Source organism: Kitasatospora sp. NPDC048715 (assembly GCF_043198905.1).
In the GTDB taxonomy this organism is placed as follows: domain Bacteria; phylum Actinomycetota; class Actinomycetes; order Streptomycetales; family Streptomycetaceae; genus Kitasatospora; species Kitasatospora lactacystinica.
The window spans coordinates 23722-36723 of the sequence record NZ_JBICVH010000014.1 but is presented as its reverse complement, the minus strand read 5'-3'; the positions used below and the strand labels follow the sequence as shown (position 1 = coordinate 36723).

The 13002-nt window shown below is 72.8% G+C and carries 14 protein-coding genes; 6 read left to right on the top strand and 8 right to left on the bottom strand.

All coding sequences use genetic code 11. From position 1 onward, the window contains the following. Positions 1 to 7 precede the first annotated feature (7 nt). A complete protein-coding gene (locus ACGFSC_RS25120; protein ID WP_359903305.1) occupies positions 8 to 769 on the bottom strand; it encodes an SDR family oxidoreductase in 762 nt (253 codons plus the stop codon). Positions 770 to 875: 106 nt separating this feature from the next. Here ACGFSC_RS25120 and ACGFSC_RS25115 point away from each other — a divergent pair, with 106 nt between their 5' ends. Both ACGFSC_RS25115 and trxA read left to right on the top strand, forming a co-directional pair. After that, complete coding sequence (locus tag ACGFSC_RS25115; protein ID WP_359903456.1) at positions 876 to 1283, top strand: MerR family transcriptional regulator; 408 nt, start codon at positions 876 to 878, stop codon at positions 1281 to 1283. A gap of 3 nt (positions 1284 to 1286) precedes the next feature. Continuing rightward, the gene (trxA, locus tag ACGFSC_RS25110) at positions 1287 to 1616 is read left to right on the top strand and encodes a thioredoxin (RefSeq protein WP_359903302.1); all 330 of its coding nucleotides are present in this window, start codon (positions 1287 to 1289) and stop codon (positions 1614 to 1616) included. A 62-nt stretch (positions 1617 to 1678) separates the two neighbouring features. On the opposite strand, the gene ACGFSC_RS25105 is transcribed toward trxA, so the two are convergent. Both ACGFSC_RS25105 and ACGFSC_RS25100 read right to left on the bottom strand, forming a co-directional pair. Then, entirely contained in the window at positions 1679 to 2476 is a 798-nt protein-coding gene (locus ACGFSC_RS25105; protein WP_359903299.1) for an SURF1 family protein, read from the bottom strand. A 31-nt stretch (positions 2477 to 2507) separates the two neighbouring features. Continuing rightward, on the bottom strand, positions 2508 to 3503 hold the full coding sequence (locus ACGFSC_RS25100) for a DEDDh family exonuclease (RefSeq protein ID WP_359903296.1): 996 nt from the start codon (positions 3501 to 3503) through the stop codon (positions 2508 to 2510). A 125-nt stretch (positions 3504 to 3628) separates the two neighbouring features. Here ACGFSC_RS25100 and ACGFSC_RS25095 point away from each other — a divergent pair, with 125 nt between their 5' ends. From ACGFSC_RS25095 to moaA, 4 genes are all read left to right on the top strand, one after another. Next, a complete protein-coding gene (locus tag ACGFSC_RS25095) occupies positions 3629 to 4672 on the top strand; it encodes a zinc-dependent alcohol dehydrogenase family protein (RefSeq protein WP_359903293.1) in 1044 nt (347 codons plus the stop codon). 342 nt (positions 4673 to 5014) lie between these two features. Further along, positions 5015 to 5371 carry a DUF485 domain-containing protein gene (locus ACGFSC_RS25090; protein WP_359911500.1) on the top strand — a complete coding sequence of 119 codons (357 nt, stop codon included), beginning with the start codon at positions 5015 to 5017 and terminating at the stop codon, positions 5369 to 5371. Further along, positions 5368 to 6975, top strand: a complete 1608-nt coding sequence (locus tag ACGFSC_RS25085) for a cation acetate symporter (RefSeq protein ID WP_359911497.1) — start codon at positions 5368 to 5370, stop codon at positions 6973 to 6975. Before ACGFSC_RS25090 ends, ACGFSC_RS25085 begins: the two co-directional genes overlap by 4 nt. Before the next feature lie 76 nt (positions 6976 to 7051). Next, on the top strand, positions 7052 to 8041 hold the full coding sequence (gene moaA / locus ACGFSC_RS25080; RefSeq protein WP_359911515.1) for a GTP 3',8-cyclase MoaA: 990 nt from the start codon (positions 7052 to 7054) through the stop codon (positions 8039 to 8041). Between the two features lie 77 nt (positions 8042 to 8118). On the opposite strand, the gene ACGFSC_RS25075 is transcribed toward moaA, so the two are convergent. The 5 genes from ACGFSC_RS25075 to ACGFSC_RS25055 form a co-directional block, all read right to left on the bottom strand. Then, positions 8119 to 8358 (bottom strand): hypothetical protein, encoded by a 240-nt coding sequence (locus ACGFSC_RS25075; protein WP_359911494.1) that lies wholly within the window; start codon positions 8356 to 8358, stop codon positions 8119 to 8121. Positions 8359 to 8623: 265 nt separating this feature from the next. Further along, entirely contained in the window at positions 8624 to 9007 is a 384-nt protein-coding gene (locus ACGFSC_RS25070) for a DUF3099 domain-containing protein (protein WP_359911491.1), read from the bottom strand. 186 nt (positions 9008 to 9193) lie between these two features. After that, positions 9194 to 9742, bottom strand: a complete 549-nt coding sequence (locus ACGFSC_RS25065) for an RNA 2'-phosphotransferase (RefSeq protein ID WP_359911512.1) — start codon at positions 9740 to 9742, stop codon at positions 9194 to 9196. Between the two features lie 31 nt (positions 9743 to 9773). Further along, entirely contained in the window at positions 9774 to 11171 is a 1398-nt protein-coding gene (locus ACGFSC_RS25060) for a metallopeptidase TldD-related protein (protein WP_359911488.1), read from the bottom strand. Further along, complete coding sequence (locus ACGFSC_RS25055; protein ID WP_392863950.1) at positions 11171 to 12796, bottom strand: TldD/PmbA family protein; 1626 nt, start codon at positions 12794 to 12796, stop codon at positions 11171 to 11173. The genes ACGFSC_RS25060 and ACGFSC_RS25055 overlap by 1 nt, the downstream gene beginning before the upstream one ends. Positions 12797 to 13002: the final 206 nt, after the last annotated feature.

The following is a 13002-nucleotide window of genomic DNA, read 5'->3' as shown; positions in this document are numbered from 1 at the left end:
GCGGGAGTCAGAGGGTGCGGAGGGCGCCGCCGTCGACGGGGATCATGACGCCGGTCAGGTAGGAGGCGGCGGGGGAGAGCAGGAACGCGGCGACCTTGCCGAACTCCTCGGGGGTGCCGTAGCGGCCCAGCGGGATGGCGGCGCTGGCCCGGGCGCGGGCGGCGGCGGGGTCGTCGGCGAGGCCGTCGAGCTCGCGGACCCGGTCGGTGTCGATCCGGGCCGGGAGCAGACCGACCACGCGGATGCCGCGGGGGCCGAGCTCGTCGGCGAGGGCCTTGGCGGCCATGGCGAGACCCGGACGCAGGCCGTTGGAGATGCCCAGACCGGGAATCGGCTGGCGGACCGAGCTGGATAGCACGAAGGCGATCACACCGCCGTCGGTGAGCGCGGCGGCGGTGGCGCGGGCGAGCCGGAGGGCACCGAGGAAGACGGACTCGAAGGCGTCGCGCCACGCGTCCTCGGGGGTGGTCTCGACGGGGCCGGCCTGGGGGCCGCCGACGCTGATCAGGATGCCGTCGAGACGACCGAAGTGGTGCCGGGCCTCGGCGATGAGGCGCTCGGGGGTGTCGGGGGAGGCGTTGTCGGCGACGAGGCCCCGGGCGGTTCCGAGAGTTTCGAGTTCGGCGACGGCGTTGTCGACGGCTTGCCGGGTGCGGCCGCTGATGAGCACCCGGGCGCCGTCGGCGGCGAGTTCGCGGGCGCCGGCGAGGCCGAGGCCCCGGGTGGCGCCGGTGACGATGTAGGCCTTGTCCTTCAGTCCGAGATCCATGGGGGACATCTTGCCCGGTCGGGGAGTGGGGACGGGTCGGGGCTGGCGTTGACGCCGGGGGGAAGGTTTACGGTCGTTGCCGGAAGTGCGGGAGGAGTGGTTCGGCGTGCGGATCGGGGAGTTGGCGGAGCGGGCGGGGACGACCACGCGGGCGTTGCGGTACTACGAGCAGTTGGGGTTGTTGCCGGCCCGGCGGGCGGGCAACGGGTACCGGGCGTACGACGAGGGGGATCTGCGGTTGCTGCGGGAGATCCGGATGTTGCAGGACTTCGGGTTTGGGCTGGAGGAGACCAGGCCGTTCGTGGAGTGCCTGCGGGCGGGGCACCCGGAGGGGGACTCCTGTCCGGCCTCTCTGGAGGTGTACCGGCGGAAGTTGGGGGAGCTGGACGAGTGCATCGCCCGGCTCCAGGACGTGCGGGCTCAGGTGGCGGGGCAGTTCGATCGGGCCGTGAGGGCGCGGGACGAGCTGGCCGCCGTTCAGGAGCCGCCTGTTTGCGAACTGGTGAAGGAGTAGACGGTGGAGATCACGGGTGTGCCGGCGGTGACGGACGAGACGTTCGCCGCTGAGGTGCTGGGGGCCGAGGGGCCGGTGCTGGTGGACTTCACGGCGGACTGGTGCCCGCCGTGCCGGATGATGGCGCCGGTGCTGGCGGACATCGCGCGGGAGGAGGGGCACCGGCTGCGGGTGGTGAGCGTGGACGTGGACCACAATCCGCGGACGCAGGCGGCGTACGGGGTGCTGTCGATGCCGACGCTGATGGTGTTCCGGGGCGGGCAGCCGGTGCGGTCGGTGGTGGGGGCGCGGGCGAAGGCGCGGCTGCTGCGGGAGCTGGACGACGTGCTCTAGGCGGCTCTGGGCGACCTGCTCTGGGCGACCTGCTCTGGGCGATGTGCGCCAGGCGACGTGCTCTAGGCGGGGACGGCGTCGAGCGGGACCTCGGCTTCGGCGGCCTGCTTGGCGCGGTCCTTGGCCTCGCGGCGGGCGAGGACCCAGACGCCGACCGGGATCATCGCGGTGAACAGCCACCACTGGATGGCGTAGGCCATGTGCGGGCCGATGTCGGAGTGGTTGGGCTCGGGGATCAGCTGGGGCTGGTCGGCCGGGGCGGGGGTGGTGCCGGTGAGTTCGAGGTAGCCGCCGAGGAGCGGGGCGCCGGTCCGCTTGGCCTGCTCGTCGGTGTTGATCAGGTTGAACTGGCGGTCGGGCAGGCCGGTGCGGTCCTTGATGCCGCTGGCGCCGTACGTCTCCTCGGCGCGCAGGCGGCCGGTGAGGGAGACATCGCCGGTGGGGGCGGCCGGGACGGGCGGGTACTCGGTGGCGCCGTCGCCGGAGGCGACCCAGCCGCGGTTGACCAGGACGGTGCCCTTGCCGTCGGCGAGCCGGAACGGGGTCACCACGAAGTAGCCGATGCTGCCGTTGGAGTCGGTCCGCTTGCGGACCACGAACTCGTGTGCCGGGTCGTACTGTCCGGTGGCGGTCGCCGCGCGCCAGGTGAGGTCCTTGGGGACCGCGAAGCCGGGGGTCGGCGACAGGGTGTCGAAGGGGACCGGCGCGGCGGTGAGGGCCTGACCGATCAGCTCGTTCCGGGCCACCCGTGCCTCGTGGCGGTGCAGCTGCCAGAAGCCCAGCTTGATCGTCGCGGGGATCAGCAGCAGCGCGACCAGCATGGTGATCAGCCACTGTCGGGTCAGCAGAAAACGGTACACATGGGAACGGTACGCCGACCTCACAAACGGCTCACGCACCGGGGTGCGGGGCGACCTCGCGCAGCAGCTGGAGGAAGGCGTCCTCGCCGACGACGGGGGTGCCGAGCTCGCGGGCCCGGCGGGCCTTGCCGCTCCAGCTGTCCGGCTCGTTGGTGACCAGCAGGCTGGTGAGGCGGCTCACCGAGGTGGCGATGTGCAGACCGGCCTCGACCGCGCGGTCCTCCAGGACCTCGCGGTCGGTGGCGGTGTCGCCGGTGACGGCCACCCGCATGCCCTGGACCAGGGGCTTGCCGTCCTCCCAGCGCCCCGGGTTGGGGTACGGGCAGGGCGGGCGCTTCTTGGCCTGGCGGTACGTGGCGCCGGTCCAGGTGCTGCGGCCCGGGGCGGCCGGCTCCTCCTCGCCGAGGTCGGTGACCGCGACGCAGTTCTGGAGCGGCAGCGGCACGCCGCCGTCGCGGGCGAGGCGCAGGCTGGGGCGGAAGGCCTCGGCGAGCACCCGGGCGTCGTCCAGGGCGTTGTGGGCGTGGCGCTGCTGGACGCCGAAGTGGGCGGCGAGCGAGGACAGCTTGCCGTTGGGCAGCGGCAGGCGCAGGTCGCGGGAGAGGACCATGGTGCACAGCCGCTGCTCGACCGGGGCGCGCAGGCCGGCCCGGGAGAACTCGCGGGAGATCATGTTCCAGTCGAAGAGCGCGTTGTGCGCGACCAGGACGCGGTCCCGCAGACGGGCGGCGAGCTCGTCGGCGATCTGCGGGAAGGTCGGGGCGGTGGCGAGCAGCTCGGCGGTGAGGCCGTGGATCCAGACCGGGCCCGGGTCCCGCTGGGGGTTGACCAGGGTGTACCAGTGGTCGACGACGTCGCCGTCCGCGTCCAGCTGGTAGACGCCCGCCGAGATGACGCGGTCCGAGCGGCCGAGACCGGTGGTCTCGACGTCGACGACCGCGAAGCCCCCGGTGGGGACGGCGGAGCGCTGCGCGGGGACCGGCGCGGTCCGCGGCACTCCGTAGGTCTCGGGCTGGATCGGTTGCATGGTCCAACAGGATAAGGGGCGGGGCGGGGGGCTCCGGCCGGAATGTTGCGACCGACCGGCCGGAATAGAGTGGTCGACGGGGGTGTCGTACACCTGGTCGAGATCTTTCAGCTAAGGAACAGCGCATGCGTGCCACCGTGATTCACGGCCCCAACGACATCCGGATCGAAGAGGTCCCGGACCCGGTGATCCAGCATCCGGCGGACGTGCTGCTCCGGGTGGTGAACGCCTGCATCTGCGGCAGTGACCTGTGGGCCTACCGCGGCGTGGCGCAGCGGGTGGCCGGGCAGCGGATCGGGCACGAGTTCCTGGGCGTGGTCGAGGAGGTCGGCGCCGAGGTGCGCGGCTTCGCCAGGGGCGACCTGGTGGTGGCGCCGTTCGTCTGGTCGGACGGGACGTGTGACTTCTGTCTCGAAGGGCTGCAGACCTCCTGTCCGCACGGCGGGTTCTGGGGGCAGGTCGGTTCGGACGGCGGCCAGGGCGAGGCGGTGCGGGTGCCGTTCGCGGACGGGACGCTGGTGAAGCTGCCGAAGGAGGCGGCGGGCGACGAGAAGCTGCTGCCCGGGCTGCTGGCGCTGTCCGACGTGATGTCGACCGGGCACCACGCGGCGGTCTCCGCGCGGGTGCGGCCGGGTGCGACGGTCGCGGTGGTCGGCGACGGCGCGGTGGGCCTGTGCGGGGTGCTGGCGGCGCACCGGCTGGGCGCGGGCCGGATCATCGCGCTGGGCCGGCACGCGGCCCGTACCGAACTGGCCCGTCGCTTCGGTGCGACGGACGTGGTGGCGGAGCGCGGCGAGGCCGCGGTCGAGGCGGTGAAGGAGCTGACCGGCGGCCAGGGCGCGCACGCGGTGCTGGAGGCGGTCGGTACCGAGGAGTCGATGCGGACGGCCATCTCGATCACCCGGGACGGCGGCGCGGTGGGCTACGTCGGGGTGCCGCACGGCGGCAGCGCGGGCGTCGACATCGGTCAGATGTTCGGCCGAAACGTCTCGCTGAACGGCGGTGTCGCCCCGGCCCGCGCGTACATCCCCGAGCTGCTGCCGGACGTGCTCTCGGGCGCCATCGAGCCGGGCCTGGTCTTCGACCGCACCGTCGGCCTGGACGGCGTTCCGGACGGCTACCGCGCGATGGACGACCGCTCGGCCCTGAAGGTGCGGATCGCGTTCTGAGGCCTCGGCCTCCCGGCACCCGGCCCGTGCCGCCCCCTTCGGGGTGCGGCACGGGCCGGTGTCGTTTCCCGGGGCCGCTCCCGGTGTCGTTCCCGGGGGAGGGCGCGGGCGGCGGCCGGGTGTCGGGGGCCGGGGGTCGGTCCGGTGCGGCGCAGTCGCTGAGATGGACTGCTTTTCGGCCAATCGGATGGTGCGAGGGGGTGAACGCTCGACTGATCGCGGTCAACCCCTTCCGGGGCGGGCAGGACGCTCCTAGCATTGCGCGGCGCCAGACATGTGACGCCCCTCACGTTCGATCGTTCCCCCCGTGTGACAAATACGCCGAAGGAGTGAGGAGACAGCGTGGATTCGCCGCCGCTCACCACCGCCGCCACGGAAGCCCAACTCATCGACGACAGCGAGGAGTTCCGAACCCTGCGGCGCTCGTTCCGGAGCTTCGCCTTCCCGGTCACCATCGGTTTCGTGCTCTGGTACCTGCTCTACGTCCTGCTCTCCTGCTACGCGCCGGGACTGATGCGCACCAAGGTCCTCGGGCACGTCAACGTGGCCCTGGTGCTCGGGCTGCTCCAGTTCGTGACCACCTTCGCGATCGCCGCCTGGTACGCCCGCTACGCGGACCGGCGGATCGACCCGTCCGCCGCGGCGATCCGCGAGGCGCACGGCGCCGTCGTCCACGCACCCCGGGAGCCCGCCGAATGACTTCGCTCGCCAGCTCCGCCACCGAGCACCGCGGTCTGACGATGGCCCTGTTCGGCGTCTTCGTCCTGGCCACCCTCGGCATCACCGTCTGGGCCGGGCGGCAGACCAGGAGCGCCTCAGACTTCTACGCCGGCGGCCGCGGCTTCACCGGCTTCCAGAACGGCCTGGCCATCTCCGGCGACTACATGTCCGCCGCGTCCTTCCTCGGCATCGCCGGGACCATCGCGCTCACCGGCTACGACGGCTTCCTCTACTCGATCGGCTTCCTGGTCGCCTGGCTGGTCGCGCTGCTGCTGATCGCCGAACCGCTGCGCAACTCCGGTCGCTTCACGATGGCGGACGTCCTCGCGTTCCGGATGCGCCAGCGACCGGTGCGCACCGCGGCGGGCGTCTCCACCATCGTGGTGTCGATCTTCTACCTGCTCGCCCAGATGGTCGGCGCCGGCACCCTGGTCGCGCTGCTCCTGGGCGCGGAGGGGAACGCCGCCAAGCGCTGGACCATCGTCGGGGTCGGCGCGCTGATGATCATCTATGTGGTGATCGGAGGGATGAAGGGCACCACCTGGGTGCAGATCGTCAAGGCGGTGCTGCTGATCGCCGGCGCCGCGCTGATGACCGTCCTGGTACTGGCCAAGTACCACTTCAACCCCTCCGAACTGCTCGGCGCGGCGGCGAGCGCGAGCGGCAAGGGCGAGGCCTTCCTCCAGCCAGGGCAGAAGTACGGCAGCGGCACCGCCAAGCTCGACTTCATCAGCCTGGGCATCGCGCTGGTGCTCGGCACCGCCGGCCTGCCGCACATCCTGGTCCGCTTCTACACCGTGCCCACCGCCAAGGCGGCCCGGAAGTCGGTGCTCTGGGCGATCGGCATCATCGGCGTCTTCTACCTGATGACCCTGGCGCTCGGCTTCGGCGCCGCCGCGCTGGTCGGATCCAAGGCGATCAAGGCGGCGAACGCGGCGGGCAACACCGCGGCGCCCCAGCTGGCCGAGGCGCTCGGCGGAGGCGCCGGGACCACCGGCGGCGCGATCCTGCTCGCGGTGATCTCCGCGGTCGCCTTCGCCACCATCCTGGCCGTGGTCGCCGGGCTCACGCTCGCCTCCTCGGCCTCCTTCGCGCACGACCTCTACGCCAACGTGATCCGGCGCGGGAAGGCGAGCGAGAAGGAGGAGGTGCGCTCGGCGAAGTGGGCCGCGGTCGCGATCGGGGCCGTCGCGATCGTGCTCAGCCTCTTCGCGGACAAGCTCAACACCGCCGCCCTGGTCGCCCTGGCCTTCGCGGTCGCCGCCTCGGCGAACCTGCCCACCCTGCTCTACTCGCTGTTCTGGAAGCGCTTCACCACCGTCGGCGCGGTCAGCTCGGTCTACGCCGGACTGATCACCTCGGTGACGCTGGTGGTCTTCTCCCCGGTGGTCTCCGGCGCGAAGACCTCGCTCTTCCCGCACTCCGACTTCCACTGGTTCCCGCTGGAGAACCCCGGCCTGGTCTCCATCCCGGTCGGCTTCCTGGCCGGCTGGCTCGGCACGCTGCTGTCCAGGGAACGGTCCGACCCGGCGAAGTACGCTGAACTGGAGGTGCGCTCGCTGACCGGGCTGGGCGCCCACTGATCGTTCCGCGATGACTATGCTGGCCCGGCCCGCCGTGACGGTGGCCGGGCCGGCCACATCTCGGGGAAGGACGCACGTGCTGCTCGACACCTTCGGACGACAGGCCGTCGACCTGCGGGTCTCCCTCACGGACCGGTGCAACCTGCGCTGCACCTACTGCATGCCGGAGGAGGGCCTGCAGTGGCTCGCCAAGCCGGACCTGCTCACCGACGAGGAGATCGTGCGGCTCGTCACCGTCGCCGTGCGCGACCTGGGCGTGCGCGAGGTCCGCTTCACCGGCGGCGAGCCGCTGCTGCGCCCCGGGCTGGTCGCCGTCGTCGCCGCCTGCTCGGAGCTGGAACCGCGCCCGGAACTCTCACTGACCACCAACGGCATCGGGCTGGCCCGCACCGCGACGGCGCTGCGCGAGGCCGGCCTCGACCGGGTCAACGTCTCGCTGGACACCCTCGACCCCGAGGTCTTCCACACCCTCACCCGCCGCCACCGCCACCAGGACGTGCTGGACGGGCTGGCCGCCGCCGAGGCCGCCGGGCTCGCGCCGGTGAAGCTGAACGCGGTACTGATGCGCGGGGTCAACGACCACGAGGCGGCCGACCTGCTGGCCTGGTGCCTGGAGCGGGGCTACGAGCTGCGCTTCATCGAGCAGATGCCGCTGGACGCCCAGCACGGCTGGGACCGCGCGTCGATGGTCACCGCGACGGAGATCCTCGACCTGCTGCGGGCCCGCTTCGCGCTCACCCCGGAGCCGTCCGAGCGCCGGGGCGCGGCACCCGCCGAGCGCTGGCTGGTGGACGGCGGCCCCGGCCGGGTGGGCGTGATCGCCTCGGTCACCCGTCCGTTCTGCCGGGCCTGCGACCGCACCCGGCTGACCGCCGACGGCCAGGTGCGCAACTGCCTGTTCGCGACCGGCGAGACCGACCTGCGCACCGCGCTGCGCTCGGGCGCGGACGACGCCGAACTGGCCGCGCTGTGGCGGGCGGCGATGTGGGGCAAGAAGGCCGGGGCCGGGATCGACGACCCGGAGTTCCTCCAGCCCGAGCGGCCGATGTCCGCGATCGGCGGCTAGGCGGTCCCTCGGCGGCGGACCGCTTTCCGGACCGGTCCGCCCTCCGGGCCGACTCGCCGGAGCCCCCGGACGGGTTGCTAGGCAGCCCCGCCGGAACTCTCGACGGCCTCGGGGGTCCAGTCGGCGAAGGCGACGACCTCCTTGAGGAAGCCGCGCACCCCGAGGAACTGGGAGAGGTGCTCGCGGTGCTCGTCGCAGGCGAGCCAGGTCTTGCGGCGGTCGGGGGTGTGCAGCTTGGGGTTGTTCCACACCAGCACCCAGCCGGCGTCCGCCCGGCAGCCCTTGGCGGAGCAGATCGGCGTCTGCGGGGTGTCCATCGGGCCGTCCTCAACGATTGGCGGGTGACGTCTGCACCGCCAGTCTGTCACGCCCGCTCGGGCCGACCGGATCCGGGCATGGCGACGCCGGGCAGCCACGGGGGGAGCCGCCCGGCGTCGGTCCGTCGCTCCGACGGGGGATGCGGAGCGCGTACGCAGTATGTCACGCCACCACCCTCGGATGGGGAGGTCTTGCATGATTAATCTGAGCTTCTTTTGAGCTTTCGACGAGCTGAACGAGGGCGAAGTGGCGTGAAACGGACGGTCAGTCCACGTCCTGTGAAGGATCGGTGGGAGCGGCCTTTGCCTCACCTGTACCGGCCTTCGCACCAGCCCCACCCGCCCCACCGGGGCCGAGCATCAGCGGGGTGTCGAGCGGGAAGTCGAAGGTGCTCGGCAGCCCCGGGGCCCGCTCCCGGCCCGCGTTGGCGATCAGCACCGCGAAGTACGGCAGCAGGACGGCCCCCGCCAGGGCGGCGAACGCCAGCACCCGCTGGACGTCCCACAGCACCACGGCGAGCAGCACGCAGGCCGTGCGGACCAGCATCGAGATGACGTAGCGGCGCTGGCGTCCCCGGACGTCCTCGGTGAGGCTGCTGCGCGCCCCCGTGATCCGGAAGACCTGCCCGTCGTCGGCGCTCTTGCCCATGTGTCCTACCGCCCTCGTCGCGCACCCGCGCGCCTTGCCGCGCGGCCTCCTCACGGTACGCCCGGGCACGGGTGGGGACGAGACCGGGTGGGCCGGACCCACCCGGTCGGGTACGCGAAGGGCCTGTCCGGCGGAGCGGACAGGCCCAACGGTCGCGGTCGTCGGCGCGGGGCGCGGCCCGGCGGGCTACGAGCGTCGGGAGAGGTACCGCGGGGGCACGGCGTCGGTGAGCCAGACGCCGTTCTCACTGAGCCGGAACTCGTGGCCGGCCGCCGTCATCGCCGCCGCGTTCACGGTCAGCACCACCGGACGGCCGTGCCGGGCGCCGACCCCGGTCGCCGTCCCGGTGTCCGCCGAGAGGTGGACGTCCTGGCGGGCCATCGGGCGCAGGCCCTCGCGGAAGATCGCCGCCAGGTGCCGGTCGGCGGTGCCGTGGTAGAGCACCGGCGGTGGCACGGCGGCGGCCAGACCGAGGTCGACCGCCACCGTGTGGCCCTGATTGGCGCGGATCGAGAGACCGTCCGGCGAGTAGCCGAAGCGGCGCTTGTTGTTGGTCGCCACGACGTGGTCCAGCTCGGCCCGCGTGAGCGGCCTGCCCCGGGCGGCGAGCGCGTCGAGCAGCTCGTCGACCCGGACCCAGCCGGCCCCGTCCAGCGTGACCCCCACCAGCCCGGGTTCGTGCCGCAGGATGCGCGACAGCATCTTGCTCGATCTGACCAGGCGCTTCTCGTCCATCATGTCTCTCGTATCCCCCGTTGGTCAGCGGCTAGGACGCCCGGCTGACCGAACTCATGTTGAAGTCCGTGACACGCACGGGTGGCATCGCGGTGCGGGTGACGTTGTCACTCCACTCGCGGGGCAGGCAGCGTTCGGTGCGGCCCACCTCGGTGATCCGGTTCAGCAGGTCCACCGGGGACTCGTTGAACCGGAAGTTGTTGACCTCGCCGACGACCTCGCCGTTCTCCACCAGGTAGACGCCGTCCCGGGTGAGCCCGGTGAGCAGCAGCGTCGCCGGGTCCACCTCGCGGATGTACCAGAGGCAGGTGAGCAGCAGGCCGCGCTCGGTGCGGGCGATCATCTCGTCCAGGGTCGGCGCCGACTCCTGGTCGGCCGTCTCCAGGACGAGGTTGTCGATCGCCGGGCGCAGCGGCAGGCCGGTGAGGGCCGCCGCGTGACGGCTGGTGATCAGGTCGTTCAGCACGCCGTCGCGGATCCACTCGGTGGCGGCGACCGGCTGGCCGTTGTCGAAGACCGAGTAGTCCCCGCCGGTGGAGTGGGTGAGCACGAACGGCGCGGCCTCCAGGTGGGGCTCGTGCGGGTCGGAGCGCAGCGTCAGCGGCAGGCCGCTGAGCTTGTCGCCGATCCGGGTGCCCCCGCCGGGCTTGGAGAAGACCGTCCGGCCCTCCTGGGCGTCCCGGCCGCCGGAGGACCAGTTGAGGACGATCAGCAGGTCGGCCACGGCCGAGGGCGGCAGCAGCGCCTCGTACCGCCCGGCCGGCAGGTCCACCTTGCGGGCGCCCCAGCCGAGCCGCCTGGTCAGCTCGGCGTGGAGGGCGGCGACGTCGATGTCGGCGAAGTCCCGGGTGGACGCGCCCACCCAGGCGGAGCTGGACAGGTCGGCGGTCTTGGCGTTGATCTCGACCATGCCGGTGGGCTGGTCGTGGCGCAGCCGCAGGCCGGTGGAGCTGCCCAGGTAGCTGGAGGTCATCTCGTGCCGGGCGAAGCCGTACAGCAGTTCGCCCCGGGCGGCGGCGCGGGCGAAGGCCTCGCCGAGGGCCGGGCCGAAGGTGTCGAACACCTCGACGGAGGTCAGCGCGGGCGGCTCGGTGAAGTCCGGCGAGGACGGCCGGTCGGCGATCAGCGGCTGCGCGTCCTCGGCCGGTCCGGCCGCGCGGGCGGCCTCCTCGGCGGCCCGCACCAGCTCCTCCACCTCCTGCTCGGTGACGGCCTCGCGGGAGACCACGCCGGAGGCGGTGCCCTCGGCGCCGGCCACGGTGGCGATCACGGTGAGGCGGCGGCCGCGAGTGACGCCGTTGGTGGTCAGCGCGTTGCCCGCCCAGCGGAGATTGGCAGTGGACTCCTCGTCGGCGATCACCACGCAGCCGTCGGCGCGGGAGAAGCCGAGCGCCAGCTCGACGAGTTCGTGGGGCTGCTTCGCGGTCATCAGTGACCCGCCTCCTGCTGGGTGTTGAGCACGTTGACGTTGCGGAACAGCGCCGACGGGCAGCCGTGGCTGACCGCCGCGATCTGACCGGGCTGCGCCTTGCCGCAGTTGAAGGCGCCGCCGAGGAAGTAGGTCTGCGGGCCGCCGACCGCCGCCATCGAGCCCCAGAAGTCGGTGGTGGTGGCCTGGTAGGCGAAGTCCTTCACCTGGCCCGCGAGTTCGCCGTTCTTGATGGCGTAGGCGCGTTGCCCGGTGAACTGGAAGTTGTACCGCTGCTGGTCGATCGACCACGAGCGGTCGCCCACGATGTACAGGCCGTTCTCCACCCCGGCGAACAGGCCCTCGGTGTCCGGGCCGTCGGCGGCCGGCTGCAGCGAGACGTTGGCCATCCGCTGCACCGGGACGTGCGCCGGGGAATCGGCGAAGGCGCAGCCGTTGGAGCGCTCGAAGCCCTTCAGCTCGGCGATGCGGCGGTCGAGCTGGTAGCCGACCAGGACACCGTCCTTGATGAGGTCCCAGGACTGGGTGGCCACGCCCTCGTCGTCGTAGCCGATGGTGGACAGCCCGTGCTCGACGGTGCGGTCGCCGGTGACGTGCATCAGCTCGGAGCCGTACTTGAGCGAGCCGAGCTGGTCGAAGGTGGCGAAGGAGGTGCCGGCGTAGGCGGCCTCGTAGCCGAGCGCGCGGTCCAGCTCGGTGGCGTGGCCGATCGACTCGTGGATGGTCAGCCAGAGGTTCGTCGGGTCGATGACCAGGTCGTAGCGGCCCGCCTCGACGCTCGGGGCCCGCATCTTCTCGGCCAGCAGGACGGGCAGTTCGGCGAGCTCGGCGTCCCAGTCCCAGCCGGTGCCGGTGCCGGCTCCGGCGCCGGAGCCGGTGAGGCCGCGTCCGTCGGGGGACGACCCCCGGGCCCCCACGATGAACTCGTAGCCGCGGCCGACCGGCGGGGCCAGGGTCGTCATCGAGTCGAAGGCGCCGGTGCGCTCGTCGACCGAGGTGGCCTCCAGGTCGGAGTGCACCCGGATCCGCTGCTGGGTGGTCACCGTGCCCGCGGTGTCCGCGTAGAACTTGTTCTCCTGGACGGTCCGCAGGGCCGCCTGGACGTGCGAGACGCCCTCGGCGGCCAGCAGCCGGGAGCTGCGCTCGGCGAGCAGGGCGGTCTTCTCGGCGTCCGGCACCTCGAAGGGGTTGACCTCGTACGCGGAGACCCAGGTGACGTCCCGGTGGACCGGCTCGTCGGCCAGCTCGACCCGCTCGGTGGAGCCGGCCGCCCGGCTGATCCCGCCGGAGAGCCGGGCCACCGCGACGGCCTGCTCGGCGACCCGGGCCGCCGCGTCGGGGGTGAGGTCGACGCCGGCGGCGAAGCCCCAGGCGCCGTCCAGCACCACCCGGACGGCGAAACCGAGCTGCACGCTGTCGGAGGTGCCGGCCGGACGCGCGTCGCGCAGCCGCCAGGAGGCACTGCGGATCCGCTCCAGGCGGAAGTCGGCGTGGCTCGAGCCCAGTTCGCGGGCCCGGGCGAGGGCGGCGTCCGCGAGCGTCCGCAGCGGCAGGGCGAGGAACAGCGGGTCGACGGCGCGCCCGTGCGGGGCGCCGGAGCGATCGGCCGGAGGGATCGGAGGCAATCGTGCTCCCAGGTCGCGGAGGGTGGCGGTGGGGCGCCACAGGGGCGCCCGCACCGCATCATTTCCCGTCCACAGGGTTTCCGGCCAGCGCATTTCCACCGGTGCGCCGCGGTTCGGCCGGGACGGTCCGGCCGCCGGGGCCCGTCCTCCCGGCGCGCCCGTCCGCCCTTCCGGCGCGCCCTTCCGGCGTGCCCTCCCGGCGCGCC

Excerpts from the sequence above, each read along its gene's own strand:
- ACGFSC_RS25085 (WP_359911497.1), top strand. The coding sequence starts at position 5,368 with ATGACTTCGCTCGCCAGCTCCGCCACCGAGCACCGCGGTCTGACGATG.
- ACGFSC_RS25100 (WP_359903296.1), bottom strand. The coding sequence starts at position 3,503 with ATGCAACCGATCCAGCCCGAGACCTACGGAGTGCCGCGGACCGCGCCG.
- ACGFSC_RS25060 (WP_359911488.1), bottom strand. The coding sequence starts at position 11,171 with ATGACCGCGAAGCAGCCCCACGAACTCGTCGAGCTGGCGCTCGGCTTC.
- ACGFSC_RS25075 (WP_359911494.1), bottom strand. The coding sequence starts at position 8,358 with ATGGACACCCCGCAGACGCCGATCTGCTCCGCCAAGGGCTGCCGGGCG.
- ACGFSC_RS25120 (WP_359903305.1), bottom strand. The coding sequence starts at position 769 with ATGGATCTCGGACTGAAGGACAAGGCCTACATCGTCACCGGCGCCACC.
- ACGFSC_RS25065 (WP_359911512.1), bottom strand. The coding sequence starts at position 9,742 with ATGGACGAGAAGCGCCTGGTCAGATCGAGCAAGATGCTGTCGCGCATC.
- ACGFSC_RS25070 (WP_359911491.1), bottom strand. The coding sequence starts at position 9,007 with ATGGGCAAGAGCGCCGACGACGGGCAGGTCTTCCGGATCACGGGGGCG.
- ACGFSC_RS25095 (WP_359903293.1), top strand. The coding sequence starts at position 3,629 with ATGCGTGCCACCGTGATTCACGGCCCCAACGACATCCGGATCGAAGAG.